26 protein-coding genes are annotated in these 23750 nt (G+C 69.2%); 5 read left to right on the top strand and 21 right to left on the bottom strand.

Translation table 11 applies throughout. The annotated features are described in order from the left end of the window. Nucleotides 1–19: 19 nt before the first annotated feature. From pheT to LC452_RS20105, 10 genes are all read right to left on the bottom strand, one after another. Entirely contained in the window at nt 20–2524 is a 2505-nt protein-coding gene (gene pheT / locus LC452_RS20150; protein ID WP_223628546.1) for a phenylalanine--tRNA ligase subunit beta, read from the bottom strand. Beyond that, nucleotides 2524–3564: a phenylalanine--tRNA ligase subunit alpha gene (gene pheS / locus LC452_RS20145; protein ID WP_223628543.1), complete on the bottom strand. Its 1041-nt coding sequence runs from the start codon at nt 3562–3564 to the stop codon at nt 2524–2526. The genes pheT and pheS overlap by 1 nt, the downstream gene beginning before the upstream one ends. 51 nt (nt 3565–3615) lie before the next feature. Then, nucleotides 3616–4560 carry an amino acid ABC transporter permease gene (locus tag LC452_RS20140; protein WP_223628541.1) on the bottom strand — a complete coding sequence of 315 codons (945 nt, stop codon included), beginning with the start codon at nt 4558–4560 and terminating at the stop codon, nt 3616–3618. Then, nucleotides 4557–5204: an amino acid ABC transporter permease gene (locus tag LC452_RS20135; protein ID WP_223628540.1), complete on the bottom strand. Its 648-nt coding sequence runs from the start codon at nt 5202–5204 to the stop codon at nt 4557–4559. Before LC452_RS20135 ends, LC452_RS20140 begins: the two co-directional genes overlap by 4 nt. A gap of 63 nt (nt 5205–5267) precedes the next feature. Next, a complete protein-coding gene (locus tag LC452_RS20130; protein ID WP_223628538.1) occupies nt 5268–6179 on the bottom strand; it encodes a glutamate ABC transporter substrate-binding protein in 912 nt (303 codons plus the stop codon). 58 nt (nt 6180–6237) lie between these two features. After that, on the bottom strand, nt 6238–6987 hold the full coding sequence (locus LC452_RS20125) for an amino acid ABC transporter ATP-binding protein (RefSeq protein WP_374197790.1): 750 nt from the start codon (nt 6985–6987) through the stop codon (nt 6238–6240). A gap of 270 nt (nt 6988–7257) precedes the next feature. Beyond that, entirely contained in the window at nt 7258–8220 is a 963-nt protein-coding gene (locus LC452_RS20120; protein ID WP_223628536.1) for a TAXI family TRAP transporter solute-binding subunit, read from the bottom strand. After that, on the bottom strand, nt 8217–9593 hold the full coding sequence (locus tag LC452_RS20115) for a HAMP domain-containing sensor histidine kinase (protein WP_223628534.1): 1377 nt from the start codon (nt 9591–9593) through the stop codon (nt 8217–8219). Before LC452_RS20115 ends, LC452_RS20120 begins: the two co-directional genes overlap by 4 nt. A 3-nt stretch (nt 9594–9596) precedes the next feature. Beyond that, nucleotides 9597–10268: a response regulator transcription factor gene (locus tag LC452_RS20110; RefSeq protein ID WP_223628532.1), complete on the bottom strand. Its 672-nt coding sequence runs from the start codon at nt 10266–10268 to the stop codon at nt 9597–9599. 38 nt (nt 10269–10306) lie between these two features. Then, nucleotides 10307–11119: an RNA methyltransferase gene (locus LC452_RS20105; protein WP_223628531.1), complete on the bottom strand. Its 813-nt coding sequence runs from the start codon at nt 11117–11119 to the stop codon at nt 10307–10309. A gap of 57 nt (nt 11120–11176) precedes the next feature. Between LC452_RS20105 and LC452_RS20100 the strand changes: the two genes are divergently transcribed. After that, complete coding sequence (locus tag LC452_RS20100; RefSeq protein ID WP_223628529.1) at nt 11177–11629, top strand: DUF2809 domain-containing protein; 453 nt, start codon at nt 11177–11179, stop codon at nt 11627–11629. Between the two features lie 8 nt (nt 11630–11637). On the opposite strand, the gene rplT is transcribed toward LC452_RS20100, so the two are convergent. The 3 genes from rplT to infC all read right to left on the bottom strand — a co-directional run bounded on the left by rplT (nt 11638) and on the right by infC (nt 12952). Beyond that, a complete protein-coding gene (gene rplT / locus LC452_RS20095; protein WP_029262486.1) occupies nt 11638–12024 on the bottom strand; it encodes a 50S ribosomal protein L20 in 387 nt (128 codons plus the stop codon). A gap of 34 nt (nt 12025–12058) precedes the next feature. Further along, nucleotides 12059–12253 (bottom strand): 50S ribosomal protein L35, encoded by a 195-nt coding sequence (gene rpmI / locus LC452_RS20090; RefSeq protein WP_017828564.1) that lies wholly within the window; start codon nt 12251–12253, stop codon nt 12059–12061. 72 nt (nt 12254–12325) lie between these two features. Then, nucleotides 12326–12952, bottom strand: coding sequence for a translation initiation factor IF-3 (gene infC, locus LC452_RS20085; protein ID WP_223628589.1), 627 nt, complete (start codon nt 12950–12952; stop codon nt 12326–12328). A gap of 252 nt (nt 12953–13204) precedes the next feature. On the opposite strand from infC, the gene LC452_RS20080 reads away from it, so the two are divergent. Then, entirely contained in the window at nt 13205–13603 is a 399-nt protein-coding gene (locus tag LC452_RS20080; RefSeq protein WP_223628527.1) for a DUF1844 domain-containing protein, read from the top strand. A 190-nt stretch (nt 13604–13793) separates the two neighbouring features. Here the strand turns inward: LC452_RS20080 and LC452_RS20075 are convergent, their stop codons facing one another. Genes LC452_RS20075 through priA form a run of 3 tightly spaced genes read right to left on the bottom strand, consistent with a single transcriptional unit; the run spans nt 13794 to nt 15766 of the window. Continuing rightward, nucleotides 13794–14201, bottom strand: a complete 408-nt coding sequence (locus LC452_RS20075; protein ID WP_223628526.1) for a hypothetical protein — start codon at nt 14199–14201, stop codon at nt 13794–13796. A gap of 22 nt (nt 14202–14223) precedes the next feature. Further along, a complete protein-coding gene (locus LC452_RS20070) occupies nt 14224–15036 on the bottom strand; it encodes an SseB family protein (RefSeq protein WP_223628525.1) in 813 nt (270 codons plus the stop codon). Further along, nucleotides 15020–15766, bottom strand: a complete 747-nt coding sequence (gene priA / locus LC452_RS20065) for a bifunctional 1-(5-phosphoribosyl)-5-((5-phosphoribosylamino)methylideneamino)imidazole-4-carboxamide isomerase/phosphoribosylanthranilate isomerase PriA (protein WP_223628523.1) — start codon at nt 15764–15766, stop codon at nt 15020–15022. The genes LC452_RS20070 and priA overlap by 17 nt, the downstream gene beginning before the upstream one ends. 140 nt (nt 15767–15906) lie before the next feature. Here priA and LC452_RS20060 point away from each other — a divergent pair, with 140 nt between their 5' ends. After that, the gene (locus LC452_RS20060; protein WP_223628522.1) at nt 15907–17505 is read left to right on the top strand and encodes an AAA family ATPase; all 1599 of its coding nucleotides are present in this window, start codon (nt 15907–15909) and stop codon (nt 17503–17505) included. 28 nt (nt 17506–17533) lie between these two features. Here the strand turns inward: LC452_RS20060 and hisH are convergent, their stop codons facing one another. The 4 genes from hisH to LC452_RS20040 all read right to left on the bottom strand — a co-directional run bounded on the left by hisH (nt 17534) and on the right by LC452_RS20040 (nt 20311). Continuing rightward, on the bottom strand, nt 17534–18169 hold the full coding sequence (hisH, locus tag LC452_RS20055) for an imidazole glycerol phosphate synthase subunit HisH (protein WP_223628521.1): 636 nt from the start codon (nt 18167–18169) through the stop codon (nt 17534–17536). Then, entirely contained in the window at nt 18166–18783 is a 618-nt protein-coding gene (gene hisB / locus LC452_RS20050) for an imidazoleglycerol-phosphate dehydratase HisB (RefSeq protein ID WP_116636477.1), read from the bottom strand. The genes hisH and hisB overlap by 4 nt, the downstream gene beginning before the upstream one ends. Continuing rightward, complete coding sequence (locus tag LC452_RS20045; protein WP_223628519.1) at nt 18780–19865, bottom strand: histidinol-phosphate transaminase; 1086 nt, start codon at nt 19863–19865, stop codon at nt 18780–18782. Before LC452_RS20045 ends, hisB begins: the two co-directional genes overlap by 4 nt. Before the next feature lie 71 nt (nt 19866–19936). After that, the gene (locus tag LC452_RS20040; protein ID WP_223628517.1) at nt 19937–20311 is read right to left on the bottom strand and encodes a LysM peptidoglycan-binding domain-containing protein; all 375 of its coding nucleotides are present in this window, start codon (nt 20309–20311) and stop codon (nt 19937–19939) included. Nucleotides 20312–20599: 288 nt separating this feature from the next. Between LC452_RS20040 and lexA the strand changes: the two genes are divergently transcribed. After that, on the top strand, nt 20600–21286 hold the full coding sequence (lexA, locus tag LC452_RS20035) for a transcriptional repressor LexA (protein ID WP_223628516.1): 687 nt from the start codon (nt 20600–20602) through the stop codon (nt 21284–21286). 99 nt (nt 21287–21385) lie between these two features. Continuing rightward, nucleotides 21386–23254: a prolyl oligopeptidase family serine peptidase gene (locus LC452_RS20030; protein ID WP_223628515.1), complete on the top strand. Its 1869-nt coding sequence runs from the start codon at nt 21386–21388 to the stop codon at nt 23252–23254. Between the two features lie 8 nt (nt 23255–23262). On the opposite strand, the gene smpB is transcribed toward LC452_RS20030, so the two are convergent. Then, nucleotides 23263–23739, bottom strand: a complete 477-nt coding sequence (gene smpB, locus LC452_RS20025; RefSeq protein WP_116636349.1) for an SsrA-binding protein SmpB — start codon at nt 23737–23739, stop codon at nt 23263–23265. Between the last annotated feature and the right edge of the window lie 11 nt (nt 23740–23750).

Here is a 23750-nt window from a genome sequence, read left to right as displayed (position 1 = left end):
CCGTGGGGATCGGCCGCGCTCAGTCGCGCAGCGCCGCACCGAACCGCTCGGCGGCGACCGCGACACCGGCGAGCTTGGCCTCGGTGGCCTCCGCTGCGGTGAGAGTACGGTCGTCCGCACGGAAGCGGAGCGCGAACGTCAGGCTCTTCGACCCGTCCAGCACTCCCTCGCCGCGGTAGTCGTCCACGAGACGCACCGACTCGAGCAGCGCGCCCGCACCCTCGGCCAGGGCTGCCCGCACCTCACCTGCGGGAACATCCGCGGGGACAGTGAGCGAGACGTCCTGCGTCGCAGCGGTGAAGGTCGACAGCGACGCCGCGACGATACGGCCACCCGCGAGCGAGAGGATCCGGTCGAGGTCGAGCTCCAACACGGTCGCGCGGCCCGGCAGGTCGGCGTCGTCCGCCACGACCGGGTGCAGCTCGCCCACATAGCCGACCTCTTCATCGCCGACGCGGAGTGCACCGGTGCGTCCGGGGTGGAGCGCGGCGCGCTCGGCCTGGACGACATCGATCTCCACACCGGCGGCGGCGGCGATCACGCGCACAGCATCCAGCGCTTCCGCGAGTCCGGCGGCCTCGGCGGGACGCCCGGGCTGACGCGGCGTGACGTTGCCCGTCAAGAGCACCGCCACGTGACGATGCTGCGGCGGGATCGACGCGTTCAGCTCCGCGAGCTTCTCGTCGGACGGACGCTCCCCGAGCGGCGGCACGTCGTCCGTGCCGTACTCGACGCCCGGCTCCGGGAGGAACACGACACCCGTCTCGAAGATCGAGATGTCGGTCAGGCCGCGCGCGATGTTGCGGTGCGCGGTCTGCAGCAGCCCGGGGATCAACGACCGGCGCAGGTACGGCGCCTGCCCGTCGAGCGGGTTCGCCAGGCGGATGCTGGGCAGGTGTTCGCCGGACGCCGAACCGTGCAGGTCGTTCTGCGCCTCGGTCGTGAAGGGGAAGGCGGGGGTCTCCACCAGGCCCGCGGCAGCCAGCGCGTCGGCGACACGACGACGCCCCTGCTGATGTGCGGTGAGCCCGCGGCCCGACGGCGGGGTCGGGAGCACGGAGGGGATGCGGTCGAGACCGTGGATACGGGCGACCTCCTCGGCGAGCGTCCACTTGTCGGTGAGGTCGGGGCGCCAGGTCGGCGGGATGACGGTCCAGCCCGCTTCGGAGGCCGCGACCTCCGCGCCGATCGTCGTGAGGGCGCCGGTGATCTCGGCATCCGTGTAGTCGACGCCGATCAGACCCTGCACGAATCCGGCGGGGAGTTCGATGTCCGACACGAAGACCTCGGTGAACAGCGCGCCGCCCTCTTCCGTGAGCGTGCCGCCGGCGAGCTCGACCATGAGGTCGGCGACGCGACGGGCGGCCACGAACGGGATGAGCGGGTCGACGCCGCGCTCGAAGCGTTTGGACGCCTCACTGGGCAGCTTGTGCCGACGGGCCGAGCGGGCGATGGTCGTCGGGTCGAAGATCGCGGCCTCGATGAGCACGTTGCGCGTGGTCTCGCTCATCTCGGTCGTGCCGCCGCCCATGACACCCGCGAGGCCGATCGGGCCGGATTCGTCGGTGATGAGCAGGTCCTCGACATGCAGGGCGCGCTCGACGCCGTCGAGGGTCTTCATCTTCTCCCCCGGCGTCGCGCGGCGGACCGTGATGCCTCCGGCGAGCTTGTCGAGGTCGTAGCCGTGCAGCGGCTGGCCGAGTTCGAGCATCACGTAGTTGGTGATGTCGATCAGCACGCCGAGCGAGCGCATGCCTGCCAGCGAGAGACGCGCGATCATCCACGGCGGGGTGGGGCGCGAGGGGTCGACGTCGCGCACGACGCGCGTGACGAACTCGCTCGCACCGACGCGTCCGCGGACCGGAGCCTGGTCGTCGACGATCGCCGTGTGCCCGCTGCCGGGCTGCAGTTCGGCGAAGTCGCGCTCGGCCGGGTCGCGGAAGTCCGCGCCGGTCGCATGCGAGTACTCGCGGGCCACACCGCGCAGCGAGAACGCGTAGCCGCGGTCGGGCGTCACATTGATCTCGACGGCGACGTCGTCGAGACCGAGCAGCGCGATCGCATCGGTGCCGACGGGCGCGTCGATGCCGAGGTCGGAGAGCACCACGATGCCGTTGTGCTCGTCGCCGAGGCCCAGCTCGCGCGCCGACGCGATCATCCCGTCGGACACATGCCCGTAGGTCTTGCGCGCCGCGATCGGGAACGGACCGGGCAGCACGGCACCGGGAAGCGTCACGACGACCTTGTCACCGGCGACGAAGTTGTGCGCACCGCAGACGATCCCGCGGACGCCGCCGTTCGCCTCGCCGACGTCGACCTGGCACCAGTTGATCGTCTTGCCGTTCGACTGCGGCTCGGCCTCGAGCGAGACGACCTGTCCGACGACGACGGGGCCTGCGATCTCGAAGCGGTGCACGTCCTCCTCTTCGAAGCCGACGGTCACCAGCGCCTCGAGAACCTGCTCCGGCGTCGCATCCGCTGCCAGATCGACGTACTCACGCAGCCACGAAAGCGGGACGCGCATCACACCACCATCCCGTACTGCTCGCTGAAACGGACATCACCCTCGGCCATGTCGCGCATGTCCTGCACATCGCTGCGGAACATCAGGCCCCGCTCGATGCCCATGCCGAACGCGAAGCCGCTGTACACCTCGGGGTCGATCCCGGCCGCGCGAAGCACGTTCGGGTTGACCATGCCGCATCCGCCCCACTCGATCCATCGCGCGCCGCCCTTGAAGGTCGGGTGCCACAGGTCGAGTTCGGCGGAGGGCTCGGTGAAGGGGAAGTAGTTGGTGCGGAAGCGCATCTTGGCCTCGGGCCCGAACAGCTGCTTCGCGAAGTGGTCCAGCGTGCCCTTGAGGTGCGCCATCGTGATGCCCTTGTCGATCACGAGACCTTCGAACTGCGTGAAGACAGGGAGGTGCGTCGCGTCGAACTCATCGGTCCGGTAGACGCGGCCCGGGCACAGCACGTAGATCGGCACCTCGCGGTCGAGCATCGAGCGCACCTGCACGGGGCTCGTGTGCGTGCGCATGACGAGGTGACGCGACGTCGGGTCGACGTAGAACGTGTCCTGCTCCTGGCGGGCAGGGTGGTCGACGTCGAAGTTCAGGGCGTCGAAGTTGAACCACTCGTGCTCGAGCTCCGGCCCCTCCGCGATCTCCCAGCCCATGCCGACGAAGATGTCGGACACCTGGTCCTGGAGGAGCGTGAGCGGATGCCGGGCGCCGACGCGCGTGCGCGAGGGAACGGCGGTGATGTCGACGCGCTCGGCCTCGAGTCGCGCGGTGACCTCGGCGGCCGCGAGCTCGGTCTCCTTCGCGGCGAGGGCCTGCGTCACCTGACCGCGTCCCTGGCCCACGAGCTTGCCGAACGCGGCCTTGTTCTCGGGGGCGACCTGGCGCATCGACGCGTTCAGCACCGCGAGCGGCGATCCCTCGGCGACGTGGGCGGCGCGGGCGGCCTTCAGCTCGGCGGTGTCGGCGGCTGCGGCGATCGCCGACAGCGCCGCCGCGACGGCAGCTTCGACCGCTTCCGGGGTGATTTCAGGAGACTCAGACACGAGAGACGAGTCTACCGGCGCGAGGCAGTCCGACTGCGCGGGTGACGGCGCCTACGCGGCGCCGACCCCGCCTGCGCCGGTACTCGTGCCGTCGAACTTGCCTGCCCCGCGCTGCATCGCGATCAGCTCGGTGTCGGTACCTCCACCGTGGAGACGCGGGTCGTCCCCGCCACCGACCGGAGTGCCGCCCTGCAGCTTCGGCGAACGGCGGGTGCGGATCTCGAGCCAACGTGCGACACCCGAGAGGATCAGGCACATGATGATGTAGATACCGCCGATGACGAAGGCCGACTGCAGGACCGGTCGGCCCTGCTGCGACGTCAACTGCTTGGCGAAGTACAGGAGTTCGGGATAGGTGATGATGAACCCGAGTGCGGTGTCCTTGAGCGTCACGACGAGCTGAGCGACGATGACCGGCAGCATCGCTCGGATGGCCTGCGGCATGAGGATGAGGCGCATGACGCCGCTCTTGCGGAGACCGATCGCGTAGCCCGCCTCGCCCTGCCCACGGGGCAGCGATTCGACGCCGGCGCGGAGCACCTCGGCGAGCACCGACCCGTTGTAGACCATGAGCGCCAGCACGACGGCCCAGTACGGCTCCATCTTGACGCCGAGCACGGGCAGACCGTAGTAGAGCAGCATCATGAAGACGAGCACCGGCACCGCGCGGAAGAACTCGGTGACGACGGTCACCGGAACGCGGATCCAGGCGTGATCGGAGAGTCGACCGATGGCGAGGATGAAGCCGAGCGCGATGGCGAGGATTCCGGCGAGTGCGAAGGCGGCGAGAGTGCGGCCCAGAGCCCCGAAGATCTGCGTCCACACGGCGCTGAAGGTGAAGACGTACCACCGAGACGGGTCGAACTGGCCGCTCTCGTAGAAGCGGTAGCCGATGAAGCCGAGCAGAGCGAGAACGATTACGACCGTGATGACGCCGATCAGGCGGTTTCGCAGGATCGCCCTGGGGCCGGGTACGTCGTACAGGACGGAAGTCATCGCGCGATCCTCCACTTGTTCTCGAGATAGCGCTGGAGCCAGCTGAGCAGCATGACGAGGGCGACGAAGATGACCGCGACCCAGAGCAGCACGACGAGGGCGTTCTCGCCGCGCTCACTCATGTAGGAGCGGATGGCGCCGAGCTCGACCACGGAGAAGCCGGCGGCGACCGTGGTGTTCTTCAGCAGAGCGATGAACACGCTCATCATCGGCGGGACGACGGACCGGAAGGCCTGCGGCAGGATCACGAGCGACATCACCTGGCCGAACGGGAGTCCGATGGCGCGGGCGGCCTCCGCCTGCCCGACGGGGACGGTGTTGATTCCTGCGCGGATCACTTCGGCGACGTAGGTCGCGGTGTAGATGCCGATCGCGAGGATGCCGAGCACCGTGGTGCTGAGCTTCGGGAGTCCGAGCTGCGGGTATCCGAAGATGAAGAAGAAGAAGACGAGCGTGAGAGGGGTGTTGCGGATCAGGTTCACGTACACCGTGCCGACAGCGCGCGCGATCGGTACCGGGGCGACGCGGGCGGCGCCGACGATGATGCCGAGGATGAGCGCGAGCACACCGCCGCCGAGGAAGATCAGCAGCGTGTTGCGCAGCGCTGTCCCCCACAGATCGAGGTTTCCGAAGATGACGTCCACGCCGCCCTCCCCTTCCGGGTTCTGAGGAGGGGGCGGCCACGGACGACCGCCCCCTCGAGCCGATCAGTCGACGGTGGGCTGGGAGACTTCGATGCCCGACGAACCGAGGTTCTTGTCGAAGATCGCCTGCCAGATGTCGCCGCCGTCGGTGAACATCTTGTTGATGAACTCCTGCAGCGCGGCGTCGTCCTTCGCGAGGCCGACACCGTAGCGCTCCTCGGTGAAGGGCTCGCCGACGACCTTCAGGTTGTCGGGATCCTGCGCGGCGTAGCCGATGAGGATGGCCTGGTCGGTCGTGACCGCCTGGACCTCACCGGAGAGCAGCGCCTCGACACAAGCCGAGTACAGGTCGAATTCCTTCGTGGGAACCTCCGGGAAGTTGGTCCGGATGTTCTGGATGGGCGTCGAGCCGGTCGCCGAGCAGACGGTGGTGTCGGCGGACAGGTCCGCCTCGCTCTTGATGTCTTCATTGTCGGCCGCGACCAGCAGGCCCTGACCGGTGATGAAATACGGACCGGCGAAGGCGATCTGCTCCTTGCGCTTGTCGTTGATCGAGTAGGTGCCGACGTAGTAGTCCACGTCGCCGTTCACGATGGCCTGCTCGCGGTTCGCGGAGGCGATCGGCTTGAACTCGATCTTGTCCTCGTCGAAGCCGAGCGAGGCGGCGATCCAGCGGGCGATGTCGATGTCGAAGCCGGTGCGCTCGTTCGTCGTCACGTCGAGGTAGCCGAGACCGGGCTGGTCCTCCTTGACGCCGATGACGACCTTGTCGTCTTCCTTCATCTTGTCGAACGTGGGGCTTCCCTCGAGGTCGACGTCGGTGGCGACCTCGAACCAGGTCGACTCCTCGCCGCCCTCGTCGCCGCCGCCGGTGCCGGCACCGGGGTCGGACGGGCTGCCGCTGTTGCAGGCCGTGAGCGCCAGCAGGGCCACCGCCGCGATTCCGATGCCTGCCAGTGTCCGTGTGCGTCGCATGTGCGTCTCCTTCAGTTGCTGTGTGTGCAGGGTCTGTGTGAGCTTCGGGTGCAGAGGCTCAGTGCGTGAGGAGCTTCGACAGGAAGTCCTTGGCACGATCGCTCTTAGGGTTCGTGAAGAACTCCTCGGGAGTCGCCTCCTCCACGATCCGGCCGTCGGCCATGAAGACGACGCGGTCGGCGGCCTTGCGCGCGAATCCCATCTCGTGCGTGACGACGATCATCGTCATGCCCTCCTGGGCGAGGCCCACCATGACGTCGAGGACCTCGTTGATCATCTCGGGGTCGAGCGCGCTGGTCGGCTCATCGAAGAGCATGACCTTGGGCTTCATCGCGAGGGCGCGAGCGATCGCGACGCGCTGCTGCTGCCCGCCGGAGAGTTGCGCCGGGAGCTTCGAGGCCTGCTGCGCGACGCCGACGCGCTCGAGCAGGACCATGGCCTCCTTCTCGGCATCTGCCTTCTTGAGGCCACGCACCTTGATGGGTCCGAGGGTGATGTTCTCGAGGATCGTGAGGTGGGCGAAGAGGTTGAACGACTGGAACACCATGCCCACGTCGGCGCGGAGGTTCGCGAGCCCCTTGCCCTCGGCCGGGAGGGGCTTGCCGTCGATGCTGATGCTGCCGCTGGTGATCGTCTCCAGCCGGTTGATCGTGCGGCACAGCGTCGACTTCCCGGACCCGGACGGACCGATCACGACCACGACCTCGCCGGAGTCGACGGTCAGGTCGATGTCGGTCAGCGCCTGGAAGTCGCCGTAGTGCTTCTGAACGTTGTCGACCACGACGAGGGGCGTACCAGAGGTCATCATTTCTCCAAACTAGCCAGGTCGTACGCGCGGCTCCAGGAACGGCGCCGAGATTTACATGTTCGTGACACGGGACCGTGCTCACCCGGGCGTCTCTGCACGGGCGATCCACGGCCCGCCCCCGCGGGCCGTGGATCTGGTCCTGCCGCTGCGCTTCACCCCCGACGACTGCGAGCAGCGGGACCGTTGATCGTGCACGATCGACCTCAGAGTGTCAGAGCGCCGACGCGGTGTCAGAGTTCTTGAGGATTTCTTGAGAACGGGATCGAGGGCTCAGTCGCGCAGGTCCCGGTAGTACGCGATGGCACCGGGATGCAGCGAGACGGGACCGGTGAAGATCGCCTGACGACGATCCAGCAGCGCCGCCGCCGGGACCTCTTCCGCGATGCGCGGCCGGGCATCGAAGAGGCCGGCCAGCACGTCGCGCACGACGCCGGGCGGAGTGGATGTCGAGGTGACCAGGTAGTTCGGCACCGCCATCGTGGATGCTGATTCCTCCAGGCCGTACATGCCCTCGGGCACGTCCGCCGGGCGGTACGCATGCGAATACTGTTCGTTCACCTGGATCACCCAGTCCTGCTCGATCGGGAGCAGGCGCACCGGCATCCGCTCGGCGAGCTCCGCGATCCCCGGGGTCGGCAGCCCGCCCACCCAGAAGAAGCCGTCGATCTCGCCGCTCTCCATCGCCTCGATCGACCCGCTGAGGTCGAGCTGCGGGTTGCGCACGGATGCCGCGTCGACACCCGCAGCGTCGAGGACACGTCTCGCGATGACGTTCACTCCGGAGTTCTCGGCCCCGAGCGAGACGTCTCTCCCCGCGAGGTCGGCCACGCCGTCGATCTCGGAGTCTCCGCGCACGACGACGTGCACGTACTCGTCGTACAGTCGCGCGATCGCCTGGATCTCGAGCGGCTCGGGGAAAGCCCCCGCCCCGGCGACGGCATCCGCTGCGGCATCGCCCTGCGCGAAGCCGATCAGCGCCTCGCCGGAGTCCACGCGCAGGAGGTTGTCGACGGATCCGGCCGTCTCGTCGACCGTCATGCGGATGTCGAGCGACTGCGAGAGCTCGTCCGCGAGGTGGGTGCCGTAGTCGAAGTAGACGCCCGTCGGCCCTCCGCCGGCGATCGTGTACTCCTGCCCCGTCCACTCGCTCGCGCGCGGCGTGCAGGCCGCCAGCGCGGCGAGCAGCGTGAGCGCGACGAGTCCGGCGAAGACGCGCCGTCGCGACCGGATCACGTGGTCGCTCCGTCGCCGATGAGCAGCGAGACGGTCAGACCGTCGCCTTCCGCGGACGACACGGTCAGCTCGCCGCCGACGGAGGCCAGCAGATCGGTGGCGATCGCGAGCCCCAGCCCCGAGCCCGGGATGCTCCTGGTGTCTTCACTGCGCCAGAACCGGTCGGTCGCCGACGCCGCCTGCTCGTCCGTCAGCCCGGGGCCCTGGTCGCGCACCGAGATCAGGCACACCTCGCCGTCACGCCACGCGCCCACCTCGACCGCGGTACCGGCGGGCGAGAACTTCATCGCGTTGTCGATCACCGCGTCCAACGCGCTCTCCACGATCGTGCGGTCGGTGACGCTCATCACCGACGCATCCCCGACTCGGCGCAGAGCGATCCCGCGCTGGCTCGCGACCTCCCGCCAGGCCTCCGTGCGTCGGGCGGCCAGGGTCGCGAGGTCGACGGCCGAGATCGTCGAGTCGCTGCGGCCGCCGCGGGCGAGCCCCAACAGGGTCTCGAGGATGCGCGCCATGCGGCGCCCCTCCTCACGGGTCTCCTCGACATCGCCGCGCCACTCGCTGCCGAGACCGGTGGCGAGATGCTCCACGCGCAGCAGCAGGGCGTTGAGCGGGTTGCGCAGCTCGTGCGAGGCGTTCAGGGCGAACTCCTGCTGCCGCGTCATCACGCGTTCGATCTCGTCGGCCATGCCGTTGAAGACCCGCGTCATGCGTCGCAGCTCCGGCGGCCCGGTGTCCTCCGCGACACGGGTGTCCATCTCGCCGCGCTCGATCGCGACCATCGCCTCGTCGAGTCGCCGCACCGGCGACAGCACCCACCGCGCCAGCCGGAACACGAGGAGCACACCGAGTGCGATCAGCGCCGCCGCGATCGCCGACAGCACGAGGATCTGCTGGAGGATCGCCGCACGCGGCGCAGCGACATCCGCCGACACCCGCACCGCGCCGATGACGTCGCCGTCGTCGAACACCGGCTCGACGAGTGCCGCATCCGTGAAGATCCACGGGAACACCGCCCCCGGCGGTTCCGCGCGGCGACCGGACAGCGCCAGCCGCACGCGCTCGGCGTCGTCGTCCGAGAGCACGGCGGTGTCCTGCGCACCCGTCGCCCAGACGCTGCCGGCGAGATCGAACACGGTCACATCGATGCCGTAGACCTCCTGGAACCGCAGAGCCTCCGCGTCGACGACCGCGGAACTCCCCGACCTCAGCGACTGCCGGGCACTCGTGACGAAGTACCCGAGGTCGCCGAGCTGCTCGGCGTAGAACGCCTGCTGGACGCTGCGCGCGGCGCCCCACCCGGCGGCGCCTCCGAGCGACAGCAGGATCGCGACGAGCGGCACGAGGAAGACGATGATGAGGCGGCGACGCATCGCTCAGGACCCCGCGAGCCGATAGCCGACGCCGCGCACCGTCTCGATGAGACGGCGGTCCCCGGTCTTCTTGCGGATCGCGCCGACGTGCACTTCGAGAGAGTGCCCGAAGCCGCGCCAGTCGGTGTTCCACACCTCGCGGATCAGGCGCTCCTTGGGCACGGCGACGCCGGGATACCGCGCGAGCACGGCCACGATGTCGAACTCCTTGCGGGTGAGGTCGATGACTCCGCCCTCGACGAGCACCTGGCGGCCCACGAGATCGATCTGCACCTCGCCGCCGTCGAGCAGCACGCGCGCCTCGGATTCGGTGCGCGTCGGCCGAGAACGGCGCGTCACGGCTTCGATCCGTGCGAGCAGCTCGTGCACGTCGTACGGCTTCACGACGAAGTCGTCGGCTCCCGCGCGGAGCCCCAGGATGCGCTCGGTGACCTGGTTGCGCGCCGTCACGATCACGATCGGCACGTCGGAGCGGCCGCGGATGCGCCGGCACAGGTCGATCCCGTCGACATCCGGCAGCCCGAGGTCCAGCAGGACCACCTCGGTGTCGACGCCCAACAGCTCGAGCGCCGAGGCGCCGTCGGCCGCGCGCACCGTGGCGTAGCCGGAGCGCGCGAGGAACGCCTCGAGCGCGGCAGCCACCCGCTCGTCGTCCTCCACGATCAGAATCCGCATCGACTCTGCTCCCCGCGATCGCGCATCGACCCGCCGTGTCAGCCCGGCGACGCCGCCCGCTGGGCGAAGGCGCTCTCGTAGAGGCAGACGCTGGCGGCGGTCGCGAGGTTCAGTGATTCGGCCTTGCCGAAGATCGGCAGCTTGAGCACCTTGTCGGCGAGGGCGAGGGCGTCTTCCTCGAGACCGCGGGCCTCGTTGCCGAACAGCCAGCCCGTGGGTTCGGCGAGGAGTCCCTCCGCACGCGCCTCGAGCAGGTCGTCGCCCTTCACATCCGCGGCAAGGATGCGCAGGCCCGCGTCATGCGCGCGCTCCACGACATCGGCGAGGTCGCCGGCCACCGAGACCGGAAGGTGGAAGAGCGATCCGGTCGTGGCGCGGACGACCTTCGGGTTGTAGGGATCGACGGTGCGTCCGGTCAGCACGACGGCGTCCGCACCCGCGGCGTCGGCGGCGCGGATGATCGTGCCGAGGTTGCCGGGATCGCGCACCTCTTCGCAGATCGCGACGAGACGAGGCGACGCGGCGAAGATGTCGCGCACCGACGTGGGCGTCTGCTGGACGACCGCCACCAGTCCCTGCGGCGTGACCGTGTCGGCCATCGCGTTGAGGACATATTCGGTGACGTACTCGACGTCGACCTCGGCCTCGGCGGCCTTCGCACGGATGTCGGGATGCTTCTCCCAGCCGTTCGGCGTCGCGAAGAGCTCGACGATCGCCTCGGGACGGTAGGTCAGCGCTTCACGGACCGCCTGCGGACCTTCGAGAAGGAACAGGCCTGTCTCGGTTCGAGCACTGCGTTTGGTCAGCTTCGCGACGGCACGGACTCGGGGGGAGCGGGGGTTCTCCAGCACGATCACAGTCTAGGAGGCGCACGGCTGCTTCTCGCACCATCGGGATATGGTGCGTTCATGACGAACGATCCCCCGGCGTCCTTCCTCCGCCGACGGGTCGCCGTCGCCGTGCTCGCCGCGGTGACCGTCGGTCTCGGATTGCTCTTCCATCGCAGCGTCGGCGGCACGATCGGCGACATCGCCGGCGACGCCCTGTACGCCGTGCTCATCTATCTGCTGGTGGTGCTGGTCGCACCCGGGGCGCCTCGACCGGTGGTCGCCGTGATCGCGTTCGCGGTGTGCACCGGCGTCGAGCTGCTGCAGCTCACCGCGCTGCCGCGAGAGTGGGCGGCGGTCTTCCCGCCGATCGAAATCGTCCTCGGTTCCGGCTTCGACCCCCGGGACATCGTCGTCTACGCCGCGGCCGTCGCCGCGGCATCCGTCGTCGACATCGCCGTCACCCGAGTCTTCGTCGGCACCGCCTCCGGAAACGCCGCAGGGCGCCCTCCCGAAGGAGAGCGCCCTGTCTGAAGAGATGCTTACGCAGCCGACTTCGGTGCGTTGACGTCGGAAGGCAGAGCCTTCTTCGCCGTCTCGACGAGCGTCGTGAACGTCGCTGCGTCGTTGACCGCGAGGTCGGCGAGCATGCGACGGTCGACCGTGACACCCGCGAGGCCGAGGCCCTGGATGAAGCGGTTGTAGGTGATGCCGTTCTGGCGTGCCGCAGCGTTGATGCGCTGGATCCAGAGACGACGGAAGTCACCCTTGCGCTTGCGACGGTCACGGTACGAGTAGACCAGGGAGTGGATGACCTGCTCTTTGGCCTTGCGGTAGAGGCGCGAACGCTGACCGCGGTAACCCTTTGCGCGCTCGAGGATGACCCGGCGCTTCTTGTGGGCGTTTACTGCCCGCTTGACTCTTGCCATTTTCCTGTGTTCCTATTCGTGCGTTCGGGCGCGATCAGCGGCCGAGAAGCTTCTTCGCGACCTTGGTGTCAGCCTTCGAGAGCACCTGGTCCTGGTTCAGACGACGGGTGCGGCGGCTCGACTTGTGCTCGAGGTTGTGGCGCATCCCGGCCTGCTGCTTCTTCAGCTTGCCGCTGCCGGTGATCTTGAAGCGCTTCTTAGCACCCGAGTGGGTCTTCTGCTTCGGCATCTTCTCTTCCTTCGTATGGCGCCTTCTCAGGCGACGGTGTCAACCCGCGGTGCGGGAGTTCTGGGGCGGGAGTTACTCCGCGGTCGCCTCGGCGGGAGCGTCCGACTCGCTCTTGGCCTCACGGGCCGCCTGCTTGTTGGCGGCGCGCTGTGCGTCGCGGACCGCGTTCTGCTCCTGCTTGGCTTCGGACTTGCTCTTCAGCGGCGCCACGACCATGACCATGTTGCGACCGTCGATGGTCGGGTTCGACTCGACCGTGCCCAGTTCGGCGACGTCTTCGGCGAACTTGCGCAGCAGACGCACACCCTGCTCCGGACGCGACTGCTCGCGACCGCGGAAGAGGATCATCGCCTTGACCTTGTCTCCGGCCTTGAGGAAGCCCTCGGCGCGCTTGAGCTTGGTCGTGTAGTCGTGCGCCTCGATCTTCAGACGGAAACGGACTTCCTTCAGGATCGTGTTCGCCTGGTTGCGGCGAGCTTCCTTTTCCTTCTGGGCGGCCTCGTACTTGAACTTGCCGTAGTCCATGATCTTGACCACGGGCGGCTTCGAGTTGGGGGCAACCTCGACGAGGTCGAGATCGGCTTCCTGCGCAAGGCGCAACGCGGCCTCGATGCGGACGACGCCGATCTGCTCACCCGCGGGACCGACGAGGCGGACCTCGGGGACGCGGATGCGCTCATTGGTGCGGGGATCGCTGATAGGTGCTCCTTAGACGATGTGATTCAGCCACCGCGACGCCCTCTGCGTCACAGCCGAATTCGGAATCGTCCCCACCCGCCGGCATTCAGACACCGGCTCGCACCCTGCTACCGTCTCGATCTCTCGATCAGAACCGGCGGAGTGCTGGACCCGGTAGCCTTGAACGGCAAGCGCGGGTGGGAAGTGAATCCTCTTTCGTTCCGGAGCATGATGCTCCGGAGCCCGCTGAAGTCTAACAGAAGGCAAGGCGAAGTGACGAACCAGGCACCGGACGATGCTGTACGCGAGCGCGAAGAGCGCTGGGCCCGACAGGAGGAAGCAGCGTCATCGGCCACCCGGGACATCGCCGACGTCCCCGCCGTCGAGGTGATCACCACCGCCGCCGTCCACCTGATGAGCGCGGCCGCCGTGAAGCTCGGGCTCGCTGACGACCCGGATGCCGCAGCTCAGCTCGACCTCGACGAAGCACGCAAGCTCATCAACGCCCTGGCCGGACTCATCACCGCCGGCGCCCCCGAGATCAGCGACATGCACGCGCGCTCCCTGCGCGACGGGCTCCGCTCCCTCCAGCTCGCCTTCCGCGAAGCCTCCCCCATCCCCGACCCGATCGGCAAGGGGCCCGGGGAGAAGTGGACGGGGCCGGTCAACTAGGGTCTCTCGTTTTCGGGTAGGTCTCATGGGGGCGGGCGCAGCGCTCCCGCCTTCGCTCGCAGAGCGGGTTCCCTCCCGCTGCGCGGGCCCCTCCCGATGCTCGCTCCCAGCGGGAGCGCTGCGCCCTCAGGTTTCCGGAACCGTGACGCGCCGTTGAATGCGGGCGGGAGATACGAGGTTGTGCTTCGGGTCAGGGTTCGAGGATGAGAGGCTCGGCGGTGGACGGGCCGCCGCAGGGGTCGTCGGAGTGTGTCCAGGAGATGGACTCCTCAGACTCTCGGATGAGTACGTTGTTCGCGTCGAAGAGGCGAAGCGTGATCACCTCCGGTGCGGACATGTCCAGCGAGAGGACCCAGCCACCCTCTTCGGCGTTCACCCAGAAGAGCGAGCCGTCGTCGTCGGTCTCGCTTCCGGGTGCCGGCGAACACTCCCCCTTGACGCAGAACTGCACGGCGGACACACCCGGGATCGCGCTCGTGTCGACCGTCACCGCGTTCAGCCATCCGATCGCCGGACAGGCGTTCTGGAATGGGGAGATGCAGCCCGTCAGGCCGAGCAGGAGCAGCCCGGTCAGGATCACGGCGGCCGCTCTGCGCATGCGGCCACCCTACCGAAGCCGGTCAGGCGCTGCGGCGGAGCTTCACGGTGAGCGAGTCGGCGAGCACGGCGATGCGGTCGTCGGCGGCCCAGCGCTGCGCGAGGCGCGACAGCACGGCGTCGAGCACCTCGCGTTCCAGGCCGTCGATCAGCTCGAGGATGACGATCAGCTCGGGACCCCGCAGGCGGGCATCCGGATCTCCGGCCGCGACCGCGACATCGATCACGGCGAGCTCGTGCGCGACGCTCTCCTGCAGTGCGCCGAAGACCTCGGGCGACAGGAAGCTCGGCTCCCAGGCATGCCCTTGCGCGACCGCCCACACCGCAGGCCGGCGGATGACGAACTCCGTGTCGGACGTCGGATCGAGCACGATGAGGTCGGTGTCATCGGCCGATGCCGCGAGAGCGGCCCTCGTCGCGTCCACCGGGATCGGCCGCGCTGCGGCATCCCACTTCTGCATGGACTCCACCGAGGAGAACACGGGCTGCACACGGCGACCGTCCGGGGCGGCGACCGTGACGATCGAGAGCTCCTGCGTCTTGTCGACCGCCAGTCCGCTCGGGGCGACACCTTCCTCGCCCTTCTCGGCGACGAGGGGGATCAGCACGCGCGCGGAACGGAAGGCGTCGACGACCTCGGCCTGTGATCCGTCGCCGGCACGGAAGCGCAGCAGGGCGTCGAGCAGCGTCGGGTCCGCCGATCCGTCGTCGCCGGTGTGCGGGTTCGACTCGAAGCTGCGGCCCTCCCAGGGGACGCCCGCCGAGTCGGCGTGGTTCCCCGAGCCGGCAGCGCCGTGCCCGTGGTCGCCGTGACCGTCGTCAGTCCCCTGCGACATCCAGAGCCTCAGCCAGCGTGAACGCCCCGGCATACAGCGCCTTGCCGACGATCGCTCCCTCGACGCCCAGCGGCACGAGCTCGCGGAGCGCGGCGATGTCGTCGAGGTTCGAGATGCCACCCGACGCGACGACCGGCTTCGGCGTGCGCGAGGCGACCTCACGGAGCAGCTCGAGGTTCGGGCCGCGCAGGGTGCCGTCCTTCGTGACGTCGGTGACGACGTAGCGGCTGCAACCGGCGTCTTCCAGACGGTCGAGCACCTCCCAGAGGTCCCCGCCCTCCTTGGTCCAGCCGCGTGCAGCCAGCGTCGTGCCGCGCACGTCGAGGCCGACGGCGATCGCCTCGCCGTAACGTCCGATCACGTCGGCGGCCCACTCCGGGTTCTCGAGTGCGGCGGTGCCGAGGTTGATGCGGGTCGCACCGCTCTCCAGCGCCGCCTCCAGCGTCGCGTCGTCGCGGATACCGCCCGACAGCTCGACATTGACGTGCTTGAACTGCTTGATGACCTTGCGCAGGATCGGCGCGTTGCTGCCGCGACCGAAGGCCGCGTCGAGATCGACGAGGTGGATCCACTGCGCGCCCTGCGACACCCACTCCCCTGCGGCATCCAGCGGGTCGCCGTAGCTCGTCTCGGTTCCTGCCTCGCCCTGCGTCAGCCGCACCGCCTTGCCGCCGGCGACATCGACCGCGGGAAGAAGGGTGAGCGAGGGGGACTGCGCGAAGTCGTTCATGGGTTCCTAAGCTCGGAAGTTCAGATCCGTGGTCCGGCACACCCGTCTCGGACGCACGAGAACTGAGGGTACCGCGCGCGAGGGCGGCCTCCAAATGCAGCGAAATGCGCCCCGAAACGCAGGAGCTAGGCTGAAGGATCATGTCCGGACCGCACGAAGACTCCACTCCCGCCGAGGCCACGCCCGCGGCCGGCGACACGCCGCCGCTCGTCGACTCGGTCCCCCTCTTCCCCGCCGACGTCCCCCCGGTACCGCCGCTGCCCGCGCAGCCGCCGTATCGCCGGACGCGCGCGGCGGCCCGGGAGGAGCGCCTGGCAGAGGACCGCGACGACGACTTCCCGGAGGACACCGTCCCGAGGCCGGCCGCACCCGCGCCTACCTCGGCGGCACCCGCGCCATCTCGTGCGGCACCCTCGCCTTCCCCGGTCGCGTCACCGCCTTCGGGAGTCGTTTCCTCTGCTCCGAGCACTCCGGCGCCGGCCTCGCCCGTGCAGGTCTCGCCTCCCCCGGCCTCGCCCGCACCGGTCTCGCCGGCACCGGTCTCGCCGGCTCCGGGTTCACCTGCGCCCGTCTCGCGGCCGTCCGATTCGCCGACGCCCGTGCCGTCGGCGCCGATCACCTCCGCCACTCTCGCGTCCGGCCCGTTCTCGTCGGCACCACCCGCATCGGCACCGCCCGCATCGGCACCGCCCGCGTCGGCACCACCGCTGCCCTCCCCCGTCGCGCCCGCGTTCACGTCGCCCCCGCCCGCCGGTGCTCCGGCCTTCTCCTCTGCGCCGGCCACGCCGCCCGTGATCGAGCCTGCATCGCGTCGCGCGCTCCGGGAACGGAGCTCCTTCCTGCAGCAGGAGCGTCCGGAGGAACCGGCGCGCGAAGGCACCCGCGGTGTGCTGAACCGTCTCGGCTTCCGGGTGCGCCCGTCGTCGCAGGAGCAGTCCTCGCGCGACGACGAGCTCGCGGTGAGTCAGCACTGGCCCGGCCCCCGTACGATCGCCGTCGTGAACGGCAAGGGCGGCGCCGGCAAGACCCCGACCACGATCCTGCTCTCCGCCGTGTTCGCTCGCTACGGCGGTGCGGGCGTGCTGGCCTGGGACAACAATCAGACCCGCGGCACCCTGGGCTGGCGCACCGACGCCGGGCCGCACGACCGCACCCTGCTGGAGCTGCTCCCCGAGGTCGGACGTCTGCTCGGAACCGGCGCGCAGTCCGCCGACCTGGCGCAGTACATGCACCACCAGCCTCGGGAGAAGTACGACGTGCTGCGCTCGAAGCCGATCCGACTCGCGCATGAGAACCGCCTCAGCCCGGCCGACGTCGACGCGATCCACGCGGTCGCGGCCAAGTTCTACCGGCTGATCATCATCGACTCGGGCAACGACGAATCCGATCCCATGTGGCTGCGGATGATCGACCATGCGGATCAGCTGGTCGTCGCGACGACGACGCGTGCCGATCACGCCGAGGCCGGTGCGCTCCTGCTCGAAGCCCTCGAGGATCGCGACGAGCGCTCCGCGCGTCTTGCGCAGCAGTCCGTCGTCGTGGTGTCGCAAGCCGACCCGAAGGCGACGCCCACCGAGATCGAGAACGTCGTGAGCGGCTACCGTGCGCTGGCGCGCGATGTCGTCAGCGTCCCGTTCGACCACGAGATGGTCGACGGTCACCTGCGCTACGGAGCGCTCGCGAAGCGGACGCAGCGCGCGTGGCTGGCCGCCGCGGCATCCGTCGCTCGCGGGTTCTGAACCCGCGCTTCCGTTCTGAACTCGCGCGTCAGAGGCTTTCGACCCAGTTGCGGAGCAGCTGGATGCCGGCTTCCCCGGACTTCTCCGGGTGGAACTGCGTCGCCGACAGCGGGCCGTTCTCGACGGCGGCGAGGAACGGGTCGCCATACCTCGTCCAGGTGAGCACCGGCTGCGGGAACGGCGGGATGACGTCGAGCTCCCAGGACTGCGCCGCGTAGGAGTGCACGAAGTAGAAGCGCTCCTGCTCGATTCCCCGGAAGAGCACGCTGTCGGCGCCGGGCTCGACCGTGTTCCAGCCCATGTGCGGGAGTACCGGAGCATTGAGCTCGGTGACCGCGCCCGGCCACTCGCCGAGCCCCTCGGTGTCGTGCCCGCGTTCGACACCGTGGGTGAACAGCACCTGCATGCCGACGCAGATGCCGAGCACGGGGCGTCCGCCGGCGAGACGTCGGTCGATGATCTCGTCCCCGCCGTGCGCATGCAGGGCGTCTCTGACGGCCTGGAACGCGCCGACGCCCGGGACGAGGAGTCCGTCGGCTTCGAGCGCTTCCTTGCGATCGCGCGTCAGGACCGCATCTGCGCCCGCGGCGACGAGCGCCTTGACGGCCGAGTGCACATTGCCTGACTCGTAGTCGAAGACGGCGACCCTGGGTGCTCGACTCACAGCGCGCCCTTGGTGGACGGCACGCCGTCGACCAGCGGGTCGAGGGCCTTGGCCTGACGGAACGCGCGCGCGAAGGCCTTGAACTCGGCCTCGGCGATGTGGTGGGGGTCGCGTCCGCCGAGCACGCGCACGTGCACCGTCAGAGCCGCGTTGAAGGCGATCGCCTCGAACACGTGCCGCACCAGCGACCCGGTGAAGTGTCCGCCGATGAGGTGGTGCTCGAAGCCTGCGGGCTCTCCCTCGTGCACGAGGTACGGACGCCCCGAGATGTCGACGACGGCCTGCGCGAGCGCCTCGTCGAGCGGAACCAGAGCGTCGCCGTAACGAGAGATACCGGACTTGTCGCCCAGCGCCTGCAGGATCGCCTGTCCGAGCACGATCGACACGTCTTCGACGGTGTGGTGTGCGTCGATGTTGGTGTCGCCCGAGGCGCGGACCGTGAGATCGGTCAGCGAGTGTTTCGCGAAGGCGGTGAGCATGTGGTCGAAGAACGGCACGGAGGTGTCGATGCGCGACGCACCGGTGCCGTCGAGGTTCAGCTCGAGTTCGACGGTCGACTCCGACGTGCTGCGCACACGGCTCGCGGTGCGCGGGTTCTGGGCGAGGGTGCTCATGAAGCCGATCCTATCGAGGCCAGGGCATCGAGGAACGCCGTGCTCTCGGCCTCGGTTCCCGCCGTCACCCGCAGGTGACCGGGGATGCCGACGTCGCGGATCAGCACGCCGCGGTCGTACAGCTTCTGCCAGGTCGCGCGCGGGTCGGCCACGCCGCCGAAGAGGACGAAGTTCGACCACGATTCGTGCGGCGTGTAGCCGAGCGCCTCGAGCGTCGCCGAGATGCGGTCGCGCTGCTCGACGATCTCCTCGACCATGCCCAGCATGACGTCGGAGTTGCGCAGCGCCGCGACGGCCGCCGCCTGGGTCAGGGCACTGAGGTGATACGGCAGGCGCACGAGACGCAGCGCGTCGATGAATGCAGGGTCGGCGGCGAGGTAGCCCACACGCGCGCCGGCGAAGGCGAACGCCTTGCTCATCGTGCGGGACACCGCGAGACGCGGACGACCTTCGAGGAGCGACAGAGCGGATGCCGCGTCGCGCGGCGCGAACTCCTGATACGCCTCGTCCACCACGACGATGCCACGGGCGGCCTCGTACACCGCCTCGATGACGTCGAGCCCGAGCGGCGTGCCCGTGGGGTTGTTCGGCGAGCAGAGGAGGATCACGTCGGGGTCGATCGCGCGAACCTGCTCGACCGCCTCTTCCGGCGTGATCGTGTAGTCGGGCTCCCGGGTGCCGGCGATCCACCGAGCGCCCGTCCCCTGCGCGATCAGCGGGTACATCGAGTAGGTCGGGGCGAAGCCGAATGCCGTGCGTCCGGGGCCGCCGAACGCCTGCAGGATGTGCTGCAGGACCTCGTTCGAGCCGTTGCCCGCCCAGATCTGGTCTGGGGTGAGACCGTGACCGAGATAGTCGGCGAACCCTTCCCGCAGCGTCGTGAACTCACGATCGGGATACCGGTTCACGTCGCGGAGCGCCACGGCGATGTCGTCGAGGATGTCGCTCGCCACGGCATCCGGAACAGGATGCGTGTTCTCGTTCACGTTCAACGCGATGGGCAGCGGCGCCTGCGGTGCGCCGTAGGGAACGAGCCCGCGCAGGTCGTCGCGGAGCGGGAGGGCATCGAGTGAAGAAGTCACCCTTCCATGCTAGGCCGCGTGGCCGACAGGTGACGCGCCCCTCCCTGCGGCCGCTGGGCCTGCCGAAGGGATCAGTCCGTGTACTGCGCCGGGATAGCGAGCTCCTGGCCGATCTGCAGCTCGCCGCCGCGGAGCATGTTGAGGCGGCTGATCTCGCCGATGACCTCGCGCGGGTCGGCGGTCGGCGCGACCGTGCTGGCGATCGACCACAGCGTGTCTCCGGGCATGACGGTCACCGTCTGGAAGACGGCCGTCGTCGCCGCCTCGTCGGCGCCGGAGGCGAGAGCGCTGCCCCCGCTGATCGCGGCGAACGCGATGCCGAAAGCCAGCGGCACAGAGGCGACCGCCAGCAGCACGCCCCGACCGCGAGCGGTCAGTCGCAACCGCGACCGCGTCGCCGGACGTGCCGGGATGACCGTTGCGGTGCTGAAGCTGATGCTGCTCATGTCGGGCTCCTTACCCTGTCCCGTCGGCGGGAGCCGGCGGTGAAGTTGGCGTAGCGTTCGCATTCGCGTCTCGGCCGGGAGCCGTGAATGCGAAGCTACGTTCCGAAGATATCTTCGAGTTCGAACATCTGTCAACTGTTCTTCGAAATCGGATCCGCGAATCTGCCGACACGCTCGAACAGATCTTCCAGATCGGGCCGTTTCTCGGATACGGTTTCGATAAGAACACCCCACCACGGACCTCCGACATTCGAAGAGGAACGCCGGATCGCGTACTGAAGGAGCACCATGAGCGAGAACTCAGCCCCGGAGCAGGAGGCCCCTCGGACGCGCCGTCGGAAGAGCCTCAGCCCGAAGCAGATGGCGATCCTCGAGGTCATCCAGACCTCCATCGCGCACCACGGCTACCCGCCGAGCATGCGCGAGATCGGCGACGCCGTGGGGCTCAAGTCCCTGTCCAGCGTCACCCACCAGCTCGGCCAGCTCGAGCTCAGCGGATACCTGCGTCGCGATCCCGGCAAGACCCGCGCGATGGAGGTCCTCATCGACCTCCCCGGTACGAGCGGCGAGAACCCGGCAGACGTGGCGACGCCGGTCGGCGATGCCGCACTCGTGCCGCTGGTCGGACGGATCGCTGCGGGAGTCCCGATCACTGCCGAGCAGCAGGTCGAGGAGATCTTCCCCCTGCCGCGTCAGCTCGTCGGCAAGGGCGACCTCTTCATGCTCAAGGTCCAGGGCGAGTCGATGATCGACGCGGCGATCTGCGACGGCGACTGGGTGGTCATCCGCTCACAGAACAGCGCAGAGAACGGCGAGATCGTCGCCGCGATGCTCGACGACGAGGCGACCGTCAAGACGTTCCGCCGCCGCGACGGGCACACCTGGCTCCTCCCCCGCAACTCGGCGTTCGAGCCGATCCTGGGCGACGAGGCCACCGTGCTGGGCAAAGTCGTGGCCGTGCTCCGCGCCGTCTGACCGCGTCGCTCCGGCATCCATCCGCCTCTCGCACGCGCGAACGTGACGGCGGCCCGCACCCGGTGACGCCGCCTGTCGACTCGCGCCTAGGCTCGAACCATGTCGTCCACGTACGGTTCCTGGCCCTCCCCTTTCTCCGCCGCGTCCGTCGCGGCATCCGCTCCCCGCATCGACGGCGCGCGGTTCGTCGGTGAGGAGATCTGGTGGGGCGAGTCGGTGCCTGCGGAGGGTGGACGGGTGACGGTCCGCAGCTCGAGCGGAGCCGAGATCCTGCCCGGGCCGTGGAGTGCGCGGTCGCGCGTGCACGAGTACGGCGGCGGAGCCTGGACGACGGATGCCGAGGGGACGCTGTTCTTCGTCGACGCCGGCGACCAGCGCGTGTACCGGCTCGCTCCGGGCAGCCAGCCGGTGCCGCTGACTCCCGCCGGCCCCGCTCACGGAAGTCTGCGGGTTCAGCACGGGCGTCTGCTGGCGGTCCGGGAGGACCTCGCCCTCGAACCCGCGCTCCGCGCCATCATCGAGATCCCCGTCGACGGGTCGGCTGCGGACGACCGCTCCGCCATCCGCGTCTTCGCAGAGGGTGCCACGTTCTTCGCGCACCCCGCGCTCTCCCCCGCCGGCACGCGGATCGCCTGGGTCGAATGGAGCGGCACGGAGATGCCGTGGGACAGCGCGTCTCTGCTCATCGACTCTGTCGACGCCGGCGACGCCGGGGCTCTGATCCCCACGCGTGCCGCCTTGCAGCCCGAATGGGTGAGCGACACCGAACTGCTGTACGCCGACGACCCGAACGGGCGCTGGCAGCTGCAGCGCCTTCGGCTCGATGCCGAGACGCTCCGGGGTGAGGCCGAGGAGATCACCTCGACGGATGCCGACACCGGCTACGGTCTGTGGGTGCTCGGCAACCGCTGGTACCAGCCGGTCGCCGACGGTCGGATCGTCGCCGTCCGCACCAACGGTCGCGACGAGATCATCGAGATCGCGGTCGACGGCAGCACGCGTGCGCTCGACGTGCCCGGTGACGGGCACGTGAGCGTCGACGACGTCGCGGGTTCGCGCGTCCTGCTCTCCGGCAACAGCTCCACCACGACCCCCGGGGTCTGGAGCGTCGACCTCGACTCGGGTGAGGTCGTCACCGTGACGGGCGGCGAACCCGTCGACACAGACTGGATGCCTCCCGCGGCGCCGATCCTGGTCGACGGTGCGCACGGTTCCGTCCACGCCTTCGCCTACGCGCCCGCGAACCCCGAGGTCGAGGCGCCGCACGGAGAGCTGCCGCCCTACGTCGTCTTCGTGCACGGCGGGCCCACCGCGCATGTCACGGGAGCGTCGTCCGCAGCCATCGCGTTCTACACGAGCCGGGGCATCGGCGTTCTCGACGTGAACTACGGCGGCTCGACCGGCTACGGGCGCGCCTACCGCGGTCGTCTGCACGGACAGTGGGGAGTCGTCGACGTCGACGACGTCATCGCCGCCGCCCGAGGCCTCGCGGATGCCGGCCTCGCCGACCCCGCTCGCATCGCGATCCGGGGCAGCTCCGCCGGCGGGTGGACCGTGCTGTCGGCCCTGGTCCGCGGCGGCACGTTCGCCGCCGGGATCAGCCGCTACGGCGTCGCGGATCTCCGGATGCTGGCAGAGCACTCGCACGGCTTCGAGGAGCACTACATCACGGGTCTCGTCGGTCCTCTCCCGGAGGCCGAGGCCCTCTACATCGAACGCTCGCCGCTGTCCCACGCCGACCGCATCGACGTCCCGGTGCTGCTGATGCAGGGCGCCGACGATCGCGTCGTGCCGCCGTCGCAGTCCGAGGCGATCCGTGATGCCCTGGCCGCGAGCGGCATCGACCACGAGTACGTCGTCTACCCGGGAGAGGGGCACGGGTTCCGCAGCGGCACGACGATCGTGAACGCCCTCGAACGCGAACTGGCGTTCCTCGGACGGGTGTTCGGCTTCACGCCGAGTCCCTGAACGCGGGACTACTCCCCGACGCGGTTGCGCAACCGCATGGCGCGGTCCGCCTCGCGGGTGTCCTGGCGCTCACGCAGCGTCTGACGCTTGTCGTACTCGCGCTTGCCCTTCGCCAGGGCGATCTCGACCTTGGCGCGGCCGTCGGAGAAGTAGAGCTTGAGCGGGATCAGCGTGTATCCGCCGGCCGAGACCGCATGCGCGATCTTCTCGATCTCCGCGCGATGCAGCAGCAGCTTGCGGATGCGCTTCGCCGAATGGTTGGTCCAGTGCCCCTGGGAGTACTCCGGGATATGCACGGAGTCGAGGAACACCTCGTTGCCCTTGACGAACGCGTAGCCGTCGCTGAGGTTCGCACGACCCTGACGCAACGACTTGACCTCGGTGCCGGTGAGCACCATTCCCGCCTCGTACGACTTCTCGATGTTGTAGTCGTGACGGGCGCGACGATTGGTCGCGACGACCTTCTCCCCGCGTTCCCTGGGCATGGTGCTCCTGC

Origin of the sequence: Microbacterium sp. EST19A, from assembly GCF_019969685.1 — a bacterium.
Lineage (GTDB): Bacteria > Actinomycetota > Actinomycetes > Actinomycetales > Microbacteriaceae > Microbacterium.
The sequence above is the reverse complement of the archived record's forward strand: the minus strand, read 5'-3'. Positions and strand labels throughout refer to the sequence as shown.

Coding starts and splice junctions, on each gene's coding strand:
- pheT (WP_223628546.1), bottom strand. CDS start 2,524: ATGCGCGTCCCGCTTTCGTGGCTGCGTGAGTACGTCGATCTGGCAGCG.
- LC452_RS20140 (WP_223628541.1), bottom strand. CDS start 4,560: ATGACTTCCGTCCTGTACGACGTACCCGGCCCCAGGGCGATCCTGCGA.
- LC452_RS20130 (WP_223628538.1), bottom strand. CDS start 6,179: ATGCGACGCACACGGACACTGGCAGGCATCGGAATCGCGGCGGTGGCC.
- LC452_RS20125 (WP_374197790.1), bottom strand. CDS start 6,987: ATGATGACCTCTGGTACGCCCCTCGTCGTGGTCGACAACGTTCAGAAG.
- LC452_RS20115 (WP_223628534.1), bottom strand. CDS start 9,593: ATGCGTCGCCGCCTCATCATCGTCTTCCTCGTGCCGCTCGTCGCGATC.
- LC452_RS20110 (WP_223628532.1), bottom strand. CDS start 10,268: ATGCGGATTCTGATCGTGGAGGACGACGAGCGGGTGGCTGCCGCGCTC.
- LC452_RS20100 (WP_223628529.1), top strand. CDS start 11,177: ATGACGAACGATCCCCCGGCGTCCTTCCTCCGCCGACGGGTCGCCGTC.
- rplT (WP_029262486.1), bottom strand. CDS start 12,024: ATGGCAAGAGTCAAGCGGGCAGTAAACGCCCACAAGAAGCGCCGGGTC.
- rpmI (WP_017828564.1), bottom strand. CDS start 12,253: ATGCCGAAGCAGAAGACCCACTCGGGTGCTAAGAAGCGCTTCAAGATC.
- LC452_RS20075 (WP_223628526.1), bottom strand. CDS start 14,201: ATGCGCAGAGCGGCCGCCGTGATCCTGACCGGGCTGCTCCTGCTCGGC.
- LC452_RS20070 (WP_223628525.1), bottom strand. CDS start 15,036: ATGTCGCAGGGGACTGACGACGGTCACGGCGACCACGGGCACGGCGCT.
- priA (WP_223628523.1), bottom strand. CDS start 15,766: ATGAACGACTTCGCGCAGTCCCCCTCGCTCACCCTTCTTCCCGCGGTC.
- LC452_RS20060 (WP_223628522.1), top strand. CDS start 15,907: ATGTCCGGACCGCACGAAGACTCCACTCCCGCCGAGGCCACGCCCGCG.
- hisB (WP_116636477.1), bottom strand. CDS start 18,783: ATGAGCACCCTCGCCCAGAACCCGCGCACCGCGAGCCGTGTGCGCAGC.
- LC452_RS20040 (WP_223628517.1), bottom strand. CDS start 20,311: ATGAGCAGCATCAGCTTCAGCACCGCAACGGTCATCCCGGCACGTCCG.
- lexA (WP_223628516.1), top strand. CDS start 20,600: ATGAGCGAGAACTCAGCCCCGGAGCAGGAGGCCCCTCGGACGCGCCGT.
- LC452_RS20030 (WP_223628515.1), top strand. CDS start 21,386: ATGTCGTCCACGTACGGTTCCTGGCCCTCCCCTTTCTCCGCCGCGTCC.
- smpB (WP_116636349.1), bottom strand. CDS start 23,739: ATGCCCAGGGAACGCGGGGAGAAGGTCGTCGCGACCAATCGTCGCGCC.